This is a genomic window from Streptomyces chryseus, from assembly GCF_014650755.1.
In the GTDB taxonomy this organism is placed as follows: Bacteria; Actinomycetota; Actinomycetes; order Streptomycetales; family Streptomycetaceae; genus Streptomyces; species Streptomyces chryseus.
Genome location: NZ_BMVO01000001.1, coordinates 249,862 through 266,219, shown reverse-complemented (window position 1 = coordinate 266,219; position 16,358 = coordinate 249,862). Strand labels below are relative to the sequence as shown.

At 69.0% G+C, this 16,358-nt stretch carries 13 protein-coding genes and 1 tRNA gene; 5 read left to right on the top strand and 9 right to left on the bottom strand.

From position 1 onward, the window contains the following. Positions 1 to 159 precede the first annotated feature (159 nt). Together IE185_RS01295 and IE185_RS01290 are read left to right on the top strand one after the other, a co-directional pair. A complete protein-coding gene (locus tag IE185_RS01295; protein ID WP_189714437.1) occupies positions 160 to 1,581 on the top strand; it encodes a pyridoxal phosphate-dependent decarboxylase family protein in 1,422 nt (473 codons plus the stop codon). Further along, positions 1,578 to 2,993, top strand: a complete 1,416-nt coding sequence (locus IE185_RS01290; protein WP_189714436.1) for a lysine N(6)-hydroxylase/L-ornithine N(5)-oxygenase family protein — start codon at positions 1,578 to 1,580, stop codon at positions 2,991 to 2,993. The genes IE185_RS01295 and IE185_RS01290 overlap by 4 nt, the downstream gene beginning before the upstream one ends. A 172-nt stretch (positions 2,994 to 3,165) precedes the next feature. Here IE185_RS01290 and IE185_RS01285 read toward each other — a convergent pair whose 3' ends face one another. Then, positions 3,166 to 4,968, bottom strand: coding sequence for a bifunctional metallophosphatase/5'-nucleotidase (locus IE185_RS01285; RefSeq protein ID WP_189714434.1), 1,803 nt, complete (start codon positions 4,966 to 4,968; stop codon positions 3,166 to 3,168). A 143-nt stretch (positions 4,969 to 5,111) separates the two neighbouring features. Here IE185_RS01285 and IE185_RS01280 point away from each other — a divergent pair, with 143 nt between their 5' ends. Beyond that, a complete protein-coding gene (locus tag IE185_RS01280; protein ID WP_189714432.1) occupies positions 5,112 to 5,849 on the top strand; it encodes an SIMPL domain-containing protein in 738 nt (245 codons plus the stop codon). Between the two features lie 120 nt (positions 5,850 to 5,969). After that, positions 5,970 to 7,409 (top strand): pyruvate kinase, encoded by a 1,440-nt coding sequence (gene pyk, locus IE185_RS01275; RefSeq protein ID WP_138895094.1) that lies wholly within the window; start codon positions 5,970 to 5,972, stop codon positions 7,407 to 7,409. Positions 7,410 to 7,484: 75 nt separating this feature from the next. Here the strand turns inward: pyk and IE185_RS01270 are convergent, their stop codons facing one another. Both IE185_RS01270 and IE185_RS01265 read right to left on the bottom strand, forming a co-directional pair. Further along, the gene (locus IE185_RS01270) at positions 7,485 to 8,270 is read right to left on the bottom strand and encodes a helix-turn-helix domain containing protein (RefSeq protein WP_138895095.1); all 786 of its coding nucleotides are present in this window, start codon (positions 8,268 to 8,270) and stop codon (positions 7,485 to 7,487) included. A 110-nt stretch (positions 8,271 to 8,380) separates the two neighbouring features. Beyond that, positions 8,381 to 8,455, bottom strand: a tRNA-Leu gene (locus tag IE185_RS01265). 99 nt (positions 8,456 to 8,554) lie between these two features. Between IE185_RS01265 and IE185_RS01260 the strand changes: the two genes are divergently transcribed. After that, positions 8,555 to 9,211, top strand: a complete 657-nt coding sequence (locus tag IE185_RS01260) for an ANTAR domain-containing response regulator (RefSeq protein WP_138895096.1) — start codon at positions 8,555 to 8,557, stop codon at positions 9,209 to 9,211. Between the two features lie 87 nt (positions 9,212 to 9,298). Here the strand turns inward: IE185_RS01260 and IE185_RS01255 are convergent, their stop codons facing one another. The 6 genes from IE185_RS01255 to IE185_RS01230 all read right to left on the bottom strand — a co-directional run bounded on the left by IE185_RS01255 (position 9,299) and on the right by IE185_RS01230 (position 16,074). Beyond that, positions 9,299 to 10,015, bottom strand: a complete 717-nt coding sequence (locus IE185_RS01255) for an ABC transporter ATP-binding protein (RefSeq protein ID WP_138895097.1) — start codon at positions 10,013 to 10,015, stop codon at positions 9,299 to 9,301. Then, positions 10,012 to 11,073, bottom strand: coding sequence for an ABC transporter ATP-binding protein (locus IE185_RS01250; RefSeq protein ID WP_138895106.1), 1,062 nt, complete (start codon positions 11,071 to 11,073; stop codon positions 10,012 to 10,014). The genes IE185_RS01255 and IE185_RS01250 overlap by 4 nt, the downstream gene beginning before the upstream one ends. A gap of 5 nt (positions 11,074 to 11,078) precedes the next feature. Continuing rightward, on the bottom strand, positions 11,079 to 12,812 hold the full coding sequence (locus IE185_RS01245) for a branched-chain amino acid ABC transporter permease (RefSeq protein ID WP_138895098.1): 1,734 nt from the start codon (positions 12,810 to 12,812) through the stop codon (positions 11,079 to 11,081). A gap of 5 nt (positions 12,813 to 12,817) precedes the next feature. After that, positions 12,818 to 13,750: a branched-chain amino acid ABC transporter permease gene (locus IE185_RS01240; protein ID WP_138895099.1), complete on the bottom strand. Its 933-nt coding sequence runs from the start codon at positions 13,748 to 13,750 to the stop codon at positions 12,818 to 12,820. A 135-nt stretch (positions 13,751 to 13,885) separates the two neighbouring features. After that, the gene (locus IE185_RS01235) at positions 13,886 to 15,121 is read right to left on the bottom strand and encodes a branched-chain amino acid ABC transporter substrate-binding protein (protein ID WP_138895100.1); all 1,236 of its coding nucleotides are present in this window, start codon (positions 15,119 to 15,121) and stop codon (positions 13,886 to 13,888) included. Between the two features lie 551 nt (positions 15,122 to 15,672). Further along, on the bottom strand, positions 15,673 to 16,074 hold the full coding sequence (locus IE185_RS01230) for a hypothetical protein (protein WP_138895101.1): 402 nt from the start codon (positions 16,072 to 16,074) through the stop codon (positions 15,673 to 15,675). Positions 16,075 to 16,358: the final 284 nt, after the last annotated feature.

The following is a 16,358-nucleotide window of genomic DNA, read 5'->3' as shown; positions in this document are numbered from 1 at the left end:
GGACGACGCCCCCGCACCCCTTACCAGCTGCGCCGCACACAACTCTGCCCACCCGCCCGGCAATACCACTTTCGGGTCGAGATCGTTGAGCAGTCCGGACGCACCGGCTCCTGCCTGTACACGCTGGTGTGCCAGCCGAAGCGCACCGGAGGACCCCGCATGAGCACGCCGCCCCCCGGCACCCCCCTCCCGCCCCTCGCCGGCGGCGCGGGCGGGCCCGCCGCCCTGCGGCCCCTGCTCTCCGCCGTCCTCGACGCCCTGCGCGAAGGCGCCCTCGCCCGCGGCGGACCCCTGCCCCCCGGCGGACCCGACGCCGTCACCGAACGGCTGCGCGCACTCACCCTCCCCGTGCTCCCCGACACCGGCACCGGAGCCGAAGAAGCCCTCCGTACGCTCGTACGCGCCCTCGCCCACGGCGCCGCCGACCCCGCCGACCCGCTGTGCGTCGCACACCTGCACACCCCGCCGCTCGCCGTCGCCGTAGCCGCCGACCTCGCCGCCTCCGCGCTCAACCCGTCCATGGACTCCTGGGACCAGGCCCCCGCCGCCTCCGCCCTGGAAGCCCAGGTCACCCGTACGCTCGCCGCCGAGGTCTACCCCCACGCGCCCGCACCCGACGCCCTCGTCACCACCGGCGGCACCGAGTCCAACCACCTCGCCCTCCTCCTCGCCCGCGAGCGCCACGGCCCCGTCCAGCTCCTCCACGGCGCCAACGCCCACCACTCCCTGCCCCGCGCCGCCTGGCTCCTCGGCCTCCCCGAACCGGTCACCGTCCCCGCCCCCGCGGGCGTCATCGACCTCGCCGCACTCGACGCCGCCCTCACCGACCTGCACCACCCCCTCCTCGTCGCCGCCACCGCCGGCACGACCGACACCGGCAGCATCGACCCCCTCCCCGCCATCGCCGACCTCTGCGCACGCCACCACGCGGAACTCCACATCGACGCGTCGTACGGCGGCCCGCTCCTGTTCAGCGACGCCCACCGGAGCCGCCTCGACGGCCTCGACCGCGCCCAGAGCGTCACCCTCGACCTGCACAAACTCGGCTGGCAGCCCGCCGCCGCCGGACTCCTCGCCGTCCCCGCCACCGCCTGCCTCGCCCCCCTCGGCCACCAGGCCGACTACCTCAACGCCGACGACGACACCGAAGCCGGCCTCCCCGACCTCCTCGGCCGCTCCCTGCGCACGACCCGACGCCCCGACATCCTCAAGACCGCCGCCACGCTCCGCGCCCTCGGCCGTCAGGGACTCGCCGACCTCGTCGACCGCACCTGCGCCGCCGCCCGGCACCTCGCCGACCTCGTCGAGCAGACCCCCGGCCTCGAACTCCACGACCGGCCCACCATCAGCACCGTCCTCTTCCGCCCCACCGGCGCCACCGACGACGACATCGCCGCCATCCGCCGCGCCCTCCTCACCCAGGGCCGCGCCGTACTCGGCCGCGCCCACGCCGACGGACGCCTCTGGCTCAAAGCCACCGTCCTCAACCCCCACACCACCCCGCACGACCTCCAAGCACTGCTCGCACTGCTCCCGCTCCCCGCCCCCACATCACTCCCGGAAGGCAGCTCCCGCCGATGACCGCCGCCCCCCAGCCCCACGCACCCGACCAGCCCCACGACCTGGTGGGCATCGGCATCGGCCCGTTCAACCTCTCCCTCGCCGCACTCGCCGACGGCGTGCACGGCGGCCTCGCCACCGCCTTCTACGAACAGCGCCCCGCCTTCCACTGGCACCCCGGCCTCCTCCTCGACGGCGCCACCCTCCAGGTCCCCTTCCTCGCCGACCTCGTCACCCTCGCCGACCCCGCGAGCCCCTGGTCCTTCCTCAACTACCTGCGCACCCGCGAACGGCTCTTCCCCTTCTACTTCTCCGAGCGGTTCCACATCCAGCGCGCCGAATACGACGCCTACTGCCGCTGGGTCAGCGACCACCTCCCCGGACTCCACTTCGGCCACCAGGTCGACGCCGTCCGCTGGAACGCCGAACGCCAGGCCTTCGAAGTCGACTTCACCCAGCTCGACGCCGACGGCGAAGCCGAAGCCCTCGGCCGGGCCTACACCCGCAACGTCGCCGTCGGCGTCGGCACCCAGCCCTACATCCCCGAACCCCTCAAGCCCCTCGCCGAAGCCCCCACCGTCCCCGTCATCCACTCGTCCGCCTACCTCGACCACCGCCAACGGCTCCTCGCCGCCGAACACATCACCGTCATCGGATCCGGACAGTCCGGCGCCGAGGTCTTCCTCGACCTGCTGCGCGCCCGCCCCGCCGGCCGCGAGAAGATCACCTGGCTGGCCAGGACCGAGGCCTTCGCCCCCATGGAGTACTCCAAGCTCGGCCTGGAGCACTTCACCCCCGACTACAGCCGGTACTTCCACGCCCTGCCCGAGTCCGTACGCGACGACCTCGGCCCCCGCCAGTGGCAGCTCCACAAGGGCATCGACGCCGACACCATCGCCGCCATCCACGACGAGCTCTACCAGCGCACCCTCCACGGAGGCTGGCCCGACGCCGTACTCACCCCGGGAGTCTCCGTACGCACCGCCGGCCGCGTCGGCACCACCAAGGTGGAACTCCACCTCGAACACCTCCAGCAAGGCACCCGCTCCCGCCTCACCACCGACGCCGTCGTCCTCGCCACCGGCTACCGCGAACGCCCCCTGGGGCAACTCCTCGCCGGACTCGACGCCTACATCCGCCGCGACGCCGCCGAGCGGCCCCGCATCGACGACCGGTTCCGCATCGTCCTCGACCCCACCGTGACCGGATCGGTGTACGTACAGAACGCCGAGCGGCACACCCACGGCGTCGGCGCACCCGACCTCGGCCTCGCCGCCTGGCGCAGCGCGACGATCCTCAACTCCCTCACCGGCAAGGACCCCTACCCGCTCCCCAGCCGCACGGCGTTCACCAGCTTCGGCCTCGAACGCCGCGAAGCACCCCGCGTCCCCGCCCGGCAACCGGCCCTCACCCCGCTGGTCCAGGGACGCTAGGCCCGCACCGCGCACCGGCGCGGGCCCGCCGACTCAGGGCCCGACGCGGTCCGGCGCCGGCGGGAACCGGCCGCAGCACCACCTCTTCCCTTCGGGAGCGCCCCGCCCGGAGCCGGCTCGCCCGGCGATGGGCGACAAGGCAGGCCGCCCCGCCCCCGAAGATCCACGCCGCCTAGAACACCGGCACGCCGTCGCGCGTCAGCTTCCAGCCCACCACCGCGAACTCGGCCGGGTCCAGCGTTCCCTTCGCCTTCACCCACGTGATGATCGTGTTACGGATCTCCTCCGAGTTCGCCCACAGCTGCCGCGCACCCGCGACATGCGGGAACGCCCCGCCGCCGCTCGCCCGGTAGTTGTTGACCGCCAGCACGAACTGTGCCGCCGCGTCCACCGGCCGCCCCTCGAACGCCAGATCCACGATCCGCGAACCGGCCGGCTTCGCGATGTCGACCTCGTACGTCAGACCCGACACCACGTCGTAGTTGTAGTCCGGCGTGCCGCCCGCGTTCGTCAGCTTCGACGTGTCCACCGGAGCCCCGGCCGCCGTCTGCACGTAGTACCGCGCCGAGAACTCCAGGTACTCCTTCAGCTGCGCACCGGTCAGCAGCCGCGCCTCAAGGGTGTTCTCGAACGGGTACAGACCCGCCGCGTCCTTGATCGTCACCTCGCCCGCCGGCACCTTCGCCGTCCGTGAGAAGCACGACGCCTGCGAGAGCACCGGCAGCCCCGCGTACGCCCCGCCGGACAGCGCGGCCCGTACCGTCTCCGTCTGCACGTGGTTGATCAGATCGATCAGCGGCTCGTCCTTCCACGCCGCCTCCGCCGTCGTCATCGCGGCCGTCGACGTGCCGATGACCTGATTGACGTACGCCACGACCTTCTCGTGCTCGTCGCCCAGCAGCTTCACGATCTTCGGGTCCTCGGGGACCGTGTTCGAGTTCAGGACCTTCGCGCCGACCTTCTCGACCGTCCAGCGGCCCTTCGACCACACCAGGTCGAAATCGAAGAGTGTCAGTCGCTGGCCCCACTTCAGGGGCTCGGACAGGACGACCTTCTGGCCCGTCGCCTTGTTCTCCACGAAGTACTCGGCGATCTCCGTGTGCGCGTGGCCCACCAGGATCGCGTCGATGCCGGGGACCTGCTCGGCGACCAGACCCGCCGCGTTCTCGACGTACGGAAGCTGGTCACCGTACGACGACGTGCCGCTCGAACCCGAGTGCGCCGACACGATCACGACGTCCGCACCCATGGAACGCAGCTTCGGCACCCACTTCGCCGCCTGCTCCTCCAGGCCCGGGAACGTCATCCTGCCCTGCACGTTCTGCTTGTCCCAGATCGCGATACCCGGGTTCGTCAGGCCGAGGACCGCCACGCGTACGTCCCGGCCGTGCGGTGTACGCAGCCTTTTCATGAAGTACGGAGGGAACGCCGGACGCAGCGTCTTCGCGTCCAGCGCGTTCGCACCGAGCAGCGGAAAGTCGCACTGCTCCTCGAACTTCCGCAGCACCGGTATGCCGTAGTTGAACTCGTGGTTCCCGAGAGCGGCAGCGTCGTACCCGATGGCGTTCATCGACTGCGCCATGGGATGCACCGGACCGCGCTTCGCGGTGATCGGGTCGACCTTGGCGTAGTAGTACGAAAGCTGCGTTCCCTGGATCGTGTCGCCCGCGTCGATGAGCAGCGTGTTACGGCGGCCCTTCTCCTCGCGGATCTGGTTCACCAGGGTGGAGATCTTCGCCAGACCGACATCGTTGTGGGCCTTGTCGTCGAACTCCTTGTCCGTGAAGTAGTCCCAGTTGAAGACATTGCCGTGCAGGTCCGTCGTGCCCATGACGGTGAAGGAGTAGCGCTTCGGCCCATGCCCATGCCCGTGGCCGTGTGCTGCGGCGGGCGCCGCCACGACGCCGCCGGCGACGGCGACACCGGCCCCCGCGGCAGCCGAGCGGCCCAGAAACGTCCTACGGTTCAGCGGCATTCTTCTTGTCTCCTCGTTCCGTGCTTCCGTCGCACAACGTGACGCGCGTAGATTCTGGCCCAACGAGCCACATCGACAACACCCCTTCGGGGTTTCGATCTGATGACCACCCGCCGTCACACCCGGGTGCGACAGTGGAGAGCGTGACCCACGAACCCGAGCACCCCGAAGCCCGCCGCCCCGACCCGTACCCCACGCCCGCCCCGTACGGCACCCCCGCCGCCCCCCGCCTGGCCGTCCAGGGCGAAGCCCACCTCGAATTCGACCCCGAGACCGCCCACATCGGCATCACCGTCAGCGCCCGCGGTACGGACCGCCGCACCGCACTCGAAGACCTCACCCGGCGCAACGGCCTCGCCCTCGACCTCGTCAAGAGCTACGGCGACGCCGTCGAGAAACTGGAGACCGGCGCCTTCTCCATCAGCCCCGAACTCACCCGGCACGGCCGCGGCGACCGCGTCCGCGCCTACCACGGACGCGTCCACCTCACCGCCGTACTCACCGACTTCACCGCACTGGGCGAACTCACCACCCGCCTCGCCGACCTCGAACTCACCCGCGTCGACGGCCCCTGGTGGTCCATGCGGCCCGACTCACCCGCCCACGGCGAAGTGCGCCGGCAAGCCGTACGCGAAGCCGTCAAGCGCGCCCGCGAATACGCCCAGGCCCTCGGCGCCGACCTCACCGCCCTCGTCGAACTGTCCGACCCCGGCGCGGAAGAGGCCCACCCCGTACCCGTCGCCTACGCCGGCGGCTTCGCACGCAGGGGAATGAGCTCCGAAATGGCCGAGGACGCCCCCGCCCTCGACCTCGAACCCCAACGTCAGACCCTCCACGCCCTCGTGAACGCCCGCTTCGTCATGACCCCGCCCTTGCTCTGAATGCTCATCAGAGCGACCCCCCGCACAATTCAACACTTGTCAATAACCTTTCATGCAAAGGTTGTTGGACAGTCACGCGCAGCCAATTGTCTACTGGCTGGTAAGCCCTAGGCTCGACCTATGCGCCGAGCAAAAATCGTTTGTACCCTGGGCCCCGCCACCGACACATACGACCAGATCAAGGCACTGGTCGAAGCCGGAATGGACATCGCCCGCTTCAACCTCAGCCACGGCACCTACGCCGAACACGAGGAGCGCTACCAGCGCGTACGCAAAGCCTCCGACGAAACCGGCCGCAGCGTCGGCGTACTCGCCGACCTTCAAGGTCCGAAGATCCGCCTCGGACGCTTCCGCGAAGGACCCGTACTCCTTGAACGGGGCGACGAGTTCACCATCACCGTCGAACCCGTCGAAGGCGACCGCCACACCTGCGGCACCACCTACCAGGGCCTCGCCACCGACGTCACCACCGGCGAACGCATCCTCGTCGACGACGGCAAGGTCACCCTCGAAGTCACCGGCGTCGACGGACCACACGTCCGGACCCTCGTCATCGAAGGAGGCATGGTCTCCGACCACAAGGGACTCAACCTCCCCGGCGTCGCCGTCTCCGTACCCGCACTCTCCGAAAAGGACATCGACGACCTCCGGTGGGCCCTGCGCACCGGAGCCGACATCATCGCCCTCTCCTTCGTACGCAGCGGACGCGACATCGACGACGTCCACCGCCTCATGCGGGAAGAAGGCCGCCACCTCCCCGTCATCGCGAAGATCGAAAAGCCGCAGGCCGTCGACAACATCGACGAGATCGTCGCCGCCTTCGACGGCATCATGGTCGCCCGCGGCGACCTCGGCGTCGAAATGCCACTCGAACAAGTGCCGATTGTTCAGAAGCGAGCCATCAAACTCGCCAAGCGCAACGCCAAACCGGTCATCGTCGCCACCCAAATGCTCGACTCGATGATCGAGAACTCCCGGCCCACCCGCGCCGAAGCCTCCGACGTCGCCAACGCCGTCATCGACGGCACCGACGCCGTCATGCTCTCCGGCGAAACCAGCGTCGGCAAATACCCCATCGAGACGGTCAAAACCATGGGCCGCATCGTCGAAGCCGCAGAGGAAGACATCCTCGCCAAGGGCCTCCCGCCCCTCACCGAACGCAACAAACCCCGCACCCAGGCCGGAGCCGTCGCCCGCGCCGCAGCCGAAATCGGCGACTTCCTCGGCGCCAAATTCCTCGTCGCCTTCACCCAGTCCGGCGACACCGTCAAGCGCCTGTCCCGCTACCGCTCACCCATCCCGCTGCTCGCCTTCACACCCGACTCGGCGACCCGCTCCCAGCTCAACCTCACCTGGGGCGTCGAGACCTTCCTCGGCCCCCACGTCGACTCCACCGACGCCATGGTCGCCCAGGTCGACGAACACCTCCTGCGCATCGGCCGCTGCCAGAAGGGCGACGTCGTGATCATCACCGCCGGCTCGCCGCCCGGCATCGCGGGCTCCACCAACCTCGTCCGCGTCCACCGCATCGGCGAGGACGACACCGCCGCCGCGCAGTAACCCCCGCACCGCAGGCCGCCGACCGCGGCACGGGCAAAGGGCCCCCACACCCCCGGGGGCCCGACCGGCGGGCCCTCAGTACTTCGGCCCCACGTGCGCGTCCATCAGCGCGACGGAAGCGCGCTTGGCGACGGAGACGTTGTACGGCCTCCCGTGGCGCGTGCAGTCCCTCCACTCGACGCCGAGGCGGTCAAGGGTGTCGGTGTAGAGCCGCCGGATGTCGTCCGAGACATTGGTGAACCAGTAGCGCGGATACTCGTACCGCTTCCGTTCGCCGCGCACGAGACGCGTGGTCCAGTTGATGTTCCTGCATCCGTCGGAGTGGATCAGGCCGCGGACGAGCTCCCACGGGTGCTCGTCGACCACGTGGTGCTGCCAGGGCTCCAGCGCGATCCGGCGCGTGTGCTTCTTGCCGGGCCCGTGCTGCGGGAAGAGGCACGGCCAATGGCGGCTGTAACTGGTGACCGCTACGCAGCCCTGGCGCTGGAGGACATAGACGGAATCCTCCGGGCGGACGGCTGTGATGGCGTTGCGGCACAGGCCGATCAGCCCGGGCCAGGCATCCGCACACGCAATACGTAGGTAGTAGCCGCCGCCGCGACGGTGTGGGCTGATGCAGCCGTCGCCGAGGTAGAGACCCAGTAGGTAGGCGTACGCGGCGGAGTCTGCTGGAAGTCCGGGTACGGGCAGGCACCTTGGGCATGGTGCGGCTTGTCCGAGCATGCGCGGCAGCGGTTCGATCCGGCCTTGCCACTCGCGGATGGCGGAGCGGGATATGCCGGTCTGCTTGCTTACGGAGTTGAGGCTGCCGCCTTGGGCGACGAGGGTCAGCGCGTGCTCACGCGTCCTGAGGTCGTACATGATTGCGAGACTGGCGGGATCTTCGCGATCTCGCACTGATTCACGACCGCATTCACCAGGGCGAGTGAAGATCGCCAACCTGTAGATGAACCTTGGAATCGAAGGAGAAGTGCCCCGGGTCGGACTCGAACCGACACTGTATGGGTTTTGAATCCATTGCCTGCTGCCAATTGGGCTACCGGGGCTCGCGGTATCCAAGGTTTCCCCTGGCCCACTGCGCGTCCACCATACCGCAGCTAGGTAGGCTCTTGGGGAGCTGTACCTGCCGTGGAACGAGGAGCCCCGTGACCACCCCCGAGTCGCCCCAGCCCGTCGCCGACGACGACAACAAGTCGCACGTCCCGCCGCTGACGACCCGTGTCGTCATCGCCGAGGACGAAGCCCTCATCCGCCTCGACCTCAAAGAGATGCTCGAAGAAGAGGGCTACGCGGTCGTCGGCGAGGCCGGTGACGGGCAGCAGGCCATCGAGCTCGCTCGCGAGCACCGGCCCGACCTCGTGATCCTCGACGTGAAGATGCCCGTGCTCGACGGGATCTCCGCCGCCGAGAAGATCACCGAGGAATCCATCGCCCCCGTCCTGATGCTGACCGCGTTCTCGCAGCGCGACCTGGTCGAGCGGGCCCGGGACGCCGGTGCGATGGCGTACCTCGTGAAGCCGTTCAGCAAGAGCGACGTCGTACCGGCCATCGAGATGGCCGTCTCGCGGTTCACGGAGCTGAAGGCGCTGGAGAACGAGGTCGCGGACCTCACCCAGCGGCTGGAGACGCGCAAACTGGTGGACCGGGCGAAGTCGGTGCTGCAGACGCAGTACGGGCTGACGGAGCCGGCCGCGTTCCGCTGGATCCAGAAGACGTCGATGGACCGCCGCCTGTCCATGCAGCAGGTCGCGGAGGCGGTCATCGAGGACGCCGAGGAGAAGAAGGCCGCGAAGGGCGAGTAGCAATTCGCCGAAGCAGCTTGGCAGGAAGGAAGAGGCCGCCCCCCACGCAGCGTGGGGGCGGCCTCTTCCGTCGTACGTACGGTCCGGTCAGTCCTCGCCGAGGTACGTCTTGCGGACCGACTCGTCGTGGAGCAGTTCGCTGCCGGGGCCGGACAGCTTGATGGTGCCGACCTCCATGACGTGCGCCTGGTCCGCCAGTGAGAGGGCGGCTTGGGCGTTCTGCTCGACGAGCAGGATCGTGGTGCCCTGGGCCTTGAGTTCGACGATGGTCTCCATGATCTTCTGCATCATGATCGGGGAGAGGCCCATCGACGGCTCGTCGAGCATCAGGAGCTTGGGCTGCGACATGAGCGCGCGTCCCATGGCCAGCATCTGCTGCTCACCGCCCGAGAGGGTTCCCGCGGCCTGCTTCCGTCGTTCACCCAGGATGGGGAAGAGGTCGTAGGCGCGCTGGATGTCCTTCTCGATGCCCGCTTTGTCCGTCCGCAGGAACGCTCCGAGCTGGAGGTTCTCGGTGATGGTGAGGCGGGGGAAGATGTGCCGGCCCTCGGGGGAGTGGGCGAGTCCGAGGGACACGATCTTGTGGGCGGGGACGCCGCTCAGCGGCTTCCCGTCGAAGGTGATGCGCCCGCCGGAGGGCTTGAGCAGTCCGGACAGGGTGCGCAGGGTGGTGGTCTTGCCCGCACCGTTGGTGCCGATGAGGGTGACGACCTGGCCGGCTTCGACGCTGAAGGAGATGCCCTTGACGGCTTCGATCTTGCCGTAGGCGACCCTGAGGTCCTCGACCTCGAGGAGAGCGGTCACGGGGTTTCCCCTTCCGGGCTGGTGGTGCTGGTCTTGCTGGTCTTGCTGTCGGTGCCCGCGGGGCCGCCGGTGCTGTCAGCGCTGTCGGCACCTTCAGCGCCCTCAGCGTCTCCAGCGCTCTCCGTGACCTCGGTGCTGTCCGAGGCGTCGGAGGAGCTGTCGGAGCCATCGTTGCTGTCCGAGCTGTCGGCGCCGGGGCTGCGCTGCGCTTCCTCGGCCGCCGCGACCTCGGCGGCCTCCTCCGCCCCCGGAGCGCCTTCGAAGGGCGTACCGAGGTAGGCGGCGACGACACGCTCGTCGCCCTGGACGACGGCGGGTGTGCCTTCGACGAGCTTCTCGCCCTGGACGAGGCAGGCGACGCGGTCGCAGAGGTTGAAGATGAAGCGCATGTCGTGCTCGATGACGAGTACGGCGATGCCCTGGTCCCGGATGGCGAAGATGAGCTCTTCGGTGACCCGGGTCTCCTGCGGGTTCATGCCGGCGGTGGGCTCGTCGAGGAGCAGCAGGCCCGGGTCGCTGGCGAGGGCGCGGGCGATTTCGAGCTTGCGCTGTTCGCCGTAGGGGAGGTTGCGGGCGAGGTGGTCGGCCTTGTGCTCCAGGCCGATGAACTCGAGCAGTTCCATGGCCCTCTTGTGGGAGGCGGCTTCGGCCTTCTTGAAGCCGGGGCCGCGCAGGAGGGCGGACCAGAGGCCTTCCTTGGTCCTGGTGTGGCGTCCGACGAGGACGTTCTCCAGGACGGTCATGTTGGCGAAGAGCCGGATGTTCTGGAAGGTACGGGCGATGCCTGCCTGGGTGACGAGGTGGGGCTTGGGCGGCAGGACGGTGCCCTTGTAGGAGACCTTGCCTTCGGTGGGCACGTAGAGCCCGGTGAGGCAGTTGAAGAAGGTGGTCTTGCCGGCGCCGTTGGGGCCGATGAGGCCGACGATCTCGCCGGCGTTGACCTTGAGGTCGACCGAGCGTACGGCGGTGAGGCCGCCGAAGCGCATGGTGACGCCGCTGGCGTCGAGGACCGCGGTGGTCTCCGGGGCCTGGGTGGTGTTCTCGGTGGTGGTCGTCATGTCGTTCACGCCCCCGCCTTCGTGATGCCGACGCCGGAGTCGGTCAGGCCCTTGTCCGGTACGTCGAGTTGGTCGGTCTCGTGGTACTCGAGCTGGGCGCGCCGGTTGGCGATGAGGCCTTCGGGGCGGAACCGCATGAGCAGGATCAGCGCGATGCCGAAGCCGAGGAGCTGGTAGTCCTGGAGGAACTGCAGCTTGGCCGGGATCATGTACAGGAGTGTGGCGCCGATGAGGGGTCCGCTGATGGTTCCCATGCCGCCGAGGATGACGGCGGCGAGGAGGAAGGCGGAGTTCGGCGGTACGGGGCCCGCGAAGACGTACATCTCGGGGACCACGGTGCTCTGGACGTGTGCCTGGACGGTGCCGGCGAGGCCGGCGAGGGTGGCGCCGAGGGCGAAGGCGATGAGCTTGACCCGGAAGCCGTTGATGCCCATGGCGGTGGCGGCGGTCTCGTCCTCGCGGATGGCGACCCAGGCGCGGCCGATGCGGGAGCTGCCGGCGCGGCTGAAGACGAGGACCACGAGGATCATCGCGAGCAGCATCAGCAGGTAGTAGTTGGCGTACGAGCCGAGTTCGAAGCCGGCGACGGTGTGGGATTCACCGAAGTCGTATCCGAAGAAGACGAGGTCGGGGACGTTCGGTACGCCGTTGGGGCCGTTGGTGACCTGCGGTCCGGACACGCCGTCGAGGTTGCCGACGGTGATGCGGAAGATCTCGCCGAAGCCGAGGGTCACGATGGCGAGGTAGTCGCCGCGCAGCCGCAGGGTCGGGGCGCCGATGACGACGCCGAAGATCAGGGAGACGGCGCCGCCGGTGAGGACGGATGCCCAGAAGGGGAACTGGACGTCGAAGGCGGATGCGGTGGTGCCCGACACCAGTGCGGCGGTGTAGGCGCCGACGCCGAGGAAGGCGACGTATCCGAGGTCGAGGAGTCCGGCGAGGCCGACGACGATGTTCAGCCCGAGTGCGACGGTCGCGAAGATGAGGATGTTGACCGCGATGAGGGTGAACTGGTCGGTGTTCTGGGTGAAGGGGAACGCGGCCGCGGCGACGAAGGCGGCTGCCACGGCGATGGAGCGGTACTTGGCCGTGAGCCCCGAGAGCCGTGCCATGAGGCCGGCCTTGAAGAGGGCGGCGATGGCGAAGCCTGCGGTGATCATGTAGCCGGTGAAGAGTTCGGCGTACTCGGTGTCGATGCCGTAGGTGACGACGAACAGGCCGATCGCGAAGGCGGCGACGATGATCAGGATCTCGGCCCAGGAGGCGAGTTCCTTGGGGCGCTTGGCCTTGCGGGTGTCGTCGGGCAGCTGGAACGCCGCGGCGACGGGGATGGCGGAGGCCACGGCCGCGACGAAGCCGCCGGGTTCGAGGTTGACGACGCCGCCGAGTTCGACGGCGATGGCGACGACCGTGAACCAGGTGGTGCCGAACGCGCCGAGCGCGAGGAGGCGCAGGGCCTTGGTCGTGCCGGTGGGCGCGAGCCAGCGCAGGCCCTTGAAGTCCTGTGCGGCGAGGGCGTACAGGGTGGTGAGGAGGCCCGCGACGAGGGTGAGGACCTGGAGGCCGCCCGGGTATCCGTAGACCGTGAGGTCGCCGGGGAACTCGTCGGTGTAGGTCCAGGACATGAAGGTGCTGGCGACGGTGGCGAGGCCGCCCGCGGCGATGATCCAGCGGAAGAGGTCGGCGCGGGCGCCGGTGTCGGCGGTCGCCGTCTTGGCTGTCGTGGTGTCGGTTGTCATGGCTCTCACGCCCGATCCGCGACGCGCTCGCCGAGCAGGCCCTGTGGCCTGACGAGGAGCACGACGATGAGAAGTACGAATGCCCAGACGTTGGCCCAAGCGCCGCCGCCGAGCTGCTGCATCCCGGGAATCTCTTCGATGTAGGCGATCGAGAGGGATTCCGCGAGGCCGAGGACGACTCCGCCGACCATGGCTCCGTAGATGTTGCCGATGCCGCCGAGGACGGCGGCGGTGAAGGCCTTCAGCCCGAGGATGAAGCCCATCTCGAAGTTGATCTGGCCCTTGTCGACGCCGTACGCGACGGCGGCGACGGCGGCGAACGCGGCGCCGATGGCGAAGGCCATCACGATGATGCGGTCGGTGTTGATGCCCATGAGCTTCGCCGTGTCGGGGTCCTGCGCGGTGGCCTGCATGGCGCGGCCGCTGCGGCTCTTGGCGACGAAGAGGCCGAGGGCGAGCATGCACGCGGGGGCGAGGACGAGGACGAAGGCGTCGGCGCGCTGGAGGTACAGGTTGTCGAAGATCTTGAACGACTCGCCCTGGATCTCGGGGAAGCTGCGCGGCTTCTTCGCGTCGGGGTAGAGGCCCCAGACAAGCTGCTGGAGAACAATCGAGAGGCCGATTGCGGTGATGAGCGGGGCCAGCCGTGGCGCGTTGCGCAGCGGTCGGTAGGCGAAGCGTTCCGCGGCGGTGGCGACGGCGACGGATGCGATGGCTCCGCCGACGATCATGAGGGGAATGGCCACGAGAAGCGACGTTCCGCTGGGGAGCGCGATGTAGGCGGTGAGGGCGCCGAAGCCCCCGATCATGAAGATCTCGCCGTGGGCGAAGTTGATGAGCTGGACGATGCCGTACACCATGGTGTACCCGATGGCTATAAGGCCATACAGGGCGCCGAGGGCAAGGCCGTTGGCCAGCTGTTGCGGCAGTTCGTGCACCGCAGGGCCTCCGATGAGCTTGTCGGATATGACTCCGCGCGAGGGCGCTGTTGCGCCCTCGCGCGGTGTGGGTCAGGTTGTGCGGGTACTGCGGGTACTGCGGGTGGTGCTGTGGAGCGGGGACTGTGCCGTGGATCAGTCCTCGAAGGTGGCGGACTTGACGTCCTTCCAGACCTTGCCTTCGACCTTGTAGACGGTGAGCTGCTTGTTCGTCGTGTCGCCGTACTCGTCGAAGGCGACCTTGCCGGTCACACCGTCGAAGGAGACCTTGGCCATGGCCTCGACGACCTTGGCGCGCGCGTCCGCCGGCAGCTTGCCGTCGTTGGCGGCGACGACGGACTTGACGGCCTGGATGATGGCCCAGCCCGCGTCGTACGAGTAACCGCCGTAGGCCGCGTAGGGGTCCTTGTAGCCGGCGGCCTCGTAGTCGGCGATGAACTTCTTGGCCGTCGGGAGCTTCTCGACCGGGTAGCCGATGGAGGTCGCGAAGTCACCGTCGTTGGCCACGCCGGAGGCGCTGATGAAGGCCGGGTCGTAGATGCCGTCGCCGCCCATGGTGGGGATCTTGGCGCCGGTCTTCTTGATCTGGTCGGAGAGCAGGCCGCCCTCGGGGTACTGGCCGCCGAAGTAGACGGAGTCGGCCTTCGACGACTTGACCTTGTCGGCGGTGCTGGAGAAGTCGGTCTCCTTCACCGTGACGTGGTCGGTGCCGGCGATCTTGCCACCGAGCCGCTTGAATTCGGCGGAGAAGATCGCGGCGAGGCCGGCGCCGTAGGTCTGCTTGTCGTCGACGACGTAGACCTTGCGCTTCTTGGCGTCGTTGTACAGGTACTGGGCGGCGAACTTGCCCTGCACGACGTCCGTGGCGGCGGTGCGGAAGTAGGTCTTGAAGGGGCGCTTGAACTCGCCCTTGCCCCAGTTGTCGCCCTGGCTCAGCGCCGGGTTGGTGTTGGCCGGGGAGACCTGGACGACGCCGGCTTTCTCGAAGTCGCCCTGCATGGACTGGGCGACGCCGGAGTTCAGCGGGCCGACGGCTCCGATGACGTCCTTGTTGCCGACGAGCTTGGCGGCGTTGGCCTTGCCGGAGGCGGGAACCGCCTGGTCGTCGAGGGCTTCGATCTTGAACTCGATGCCGGGGACTTCGTTGTTCTTGTTCGCGGTCTTGGCCGCGAGGTCCACGGAGTTCTTGATGCCCTGGCCGAGCGCGGAGAGGGAGCCGGTCAGCGGTGCGTCGACACCGATGACGACGGTGGTCTTCTTACCGCTGTCGTCGCCGCCGCCCTTGTTGTCGTCGCGCGAACCACATGCGGTGAGAGTCAGTGCTCCGGTCGTGAGCGCTGTGGTGAGTATGAGCAAAGAACGGTGTCGCACGAAAGGTCCTTTCCCTGGCGCGGCCTCCTCTGCTGAGGTGCCGTGACGATCGCCGGGCCGTACTGGTCGAAACAGGGGCCGTGCAGCAGACGCGCCCGGCGGCGCGGTGACTGGCCGTGACTCTAGGCGGAGGTGGAGGGGTCGTGGAGGTGTGAAGTCAGGATGTGACTCTCTTGTTATGCCAAGGCCAACGCTGCGTAGGGCAGTGTGGACACATCCGTCGATAACCTCACCGGCGGAAGATCCCACATGCTGAGAACGCGCAGTTCCGCTACGGCGCTCGTTGCGATCATGGTCGCGGCGGCCGGGGGGTGGCCGGAAGGCGTCGGCCGGATCGCGGACAGGGTCGGCGTGCGATGCCGTGCACGCGCCATCGATTGGTTTCTTGTTACGCACTGTTACGACCGTGCGGGACAGGTCCCTTGCGCCCGGCATCCTCGTCGTCGCGCGCGCGGAAGGGTGGCGCGGGCGCCGCGCGGGGGAGTCGGGCGGTCAACGGCCTTTCCGCCGCTGCCTGTTGGGTGGAATCGGCGGACCGGGGGCACTGCGGCTCATCCGGGCGGGCGCCAGTTCTCCGAGTTGGCCGTGGCGCCGCCCTGGGAGGCGCATTCCCGCAGCGCGAGGCCGTCGACCAGCCTCAGGGCCGACGCCATTCCGTGGCGCTTCGCCTCGGTGCGGCCTGCGGAAACGATCTGCTCGTGCAAGGCGTACTGCGCGTTGGACAGGCCCTTCTGTTCCCAGTCGAGCCCTGCCCACTTACCGCCTTTGAGTGTCTCTTTGGCCCAGTAGGAGACGAGTTCCGCGCAGATCTCCTCCGGTGAGGTCCTCTGCGGGGAAGGGGGCGACATCGTGGGCCCGGCGGCCGGCCGGCCCTGCGAGCAGCCCGTGACGACCAGCGCGGCCAGGAGTGCGAAGGCGGTGCGCCTGGCCCGAGCGTGCGGTCCGGTCTCCATACGGAAACGCTAGGTCGTCACGATCTGTGACACAACAGGGCGGAGCGACGGTCTTGCGGCGGCTTCGCGACGGCACGGATGCGAGTCGCTCAGCGCATGCGCCGTAGGGGCAAGTGGGCCGGGGGAGAGGGTCGTTGCGGCCGTCGGCGTCCGATGGCGGGAGGCCGGACGCACCCCATGGGCCGCGCGTCGCGCGGGTCCTGGGGAGGGGCCGTAGGCGCCCGGGGCGTCGGGAGGCGCTTCGCCCGGCCGGGGAGCACGTGACGCTCCTCGGCCGGGCGACG

Coding starts and splice junctions, on each gene's coding strand:
- IE185_RS01250 (WP_138895106.1), bottom strand. CDS start 11,073: ATGACGACCACCACCGAGAACACCACCCAGGCCCCGGAGACCACCGCG.
- IE185_RS01270 (WP_138895095.1), bottom strand. CDS start 8,270: ATGTACGACCTCAGGACGCGTGAGCACGCGCTGACCCTCGTCGCCCAA.
- IE185_RS01290 (WP_189714436.1), top strand. CDS start 1,578: ATGACCGCCGCCCCCCAGCCCCACGCACCCGACCAGCCCCACGACCTG.
- IE185_RS01245 (WP_138895098.1), bottom strand. CDS start 12,812: ATGACAACCGACACCACGACAGCCAAGACGGCGACCGCCGACACCGGC.
- pyk (WP_138895094.1), top strand. CDS start 5,970: ATGCGCCGAGCAAAAATCGTTTGTACCCTGGGCCCCGCCACCGACACA.
- IE185_RS01295 (WP_189714437.1), top strand. CDS start 160: ATGAGCACGCCGCCCCCCGGCACCCCCCTCCCGCCCCTCGCCGGCGGC.
- IE185_RS01285 (WP_189714434.1), bottom strand. CDS start 4,968: ATGCCGCTGAACCGTAGGACGTTTCTGGGCCGCTCGGCTGCCGCGGGG.
- IE185_RS01230 (WP_138895101.1), bottom strand. CDS start 16,074: ATGGAGACCGGACCGCACGCTCGGGCCAGGCGCACCGCCTTCGCACTC.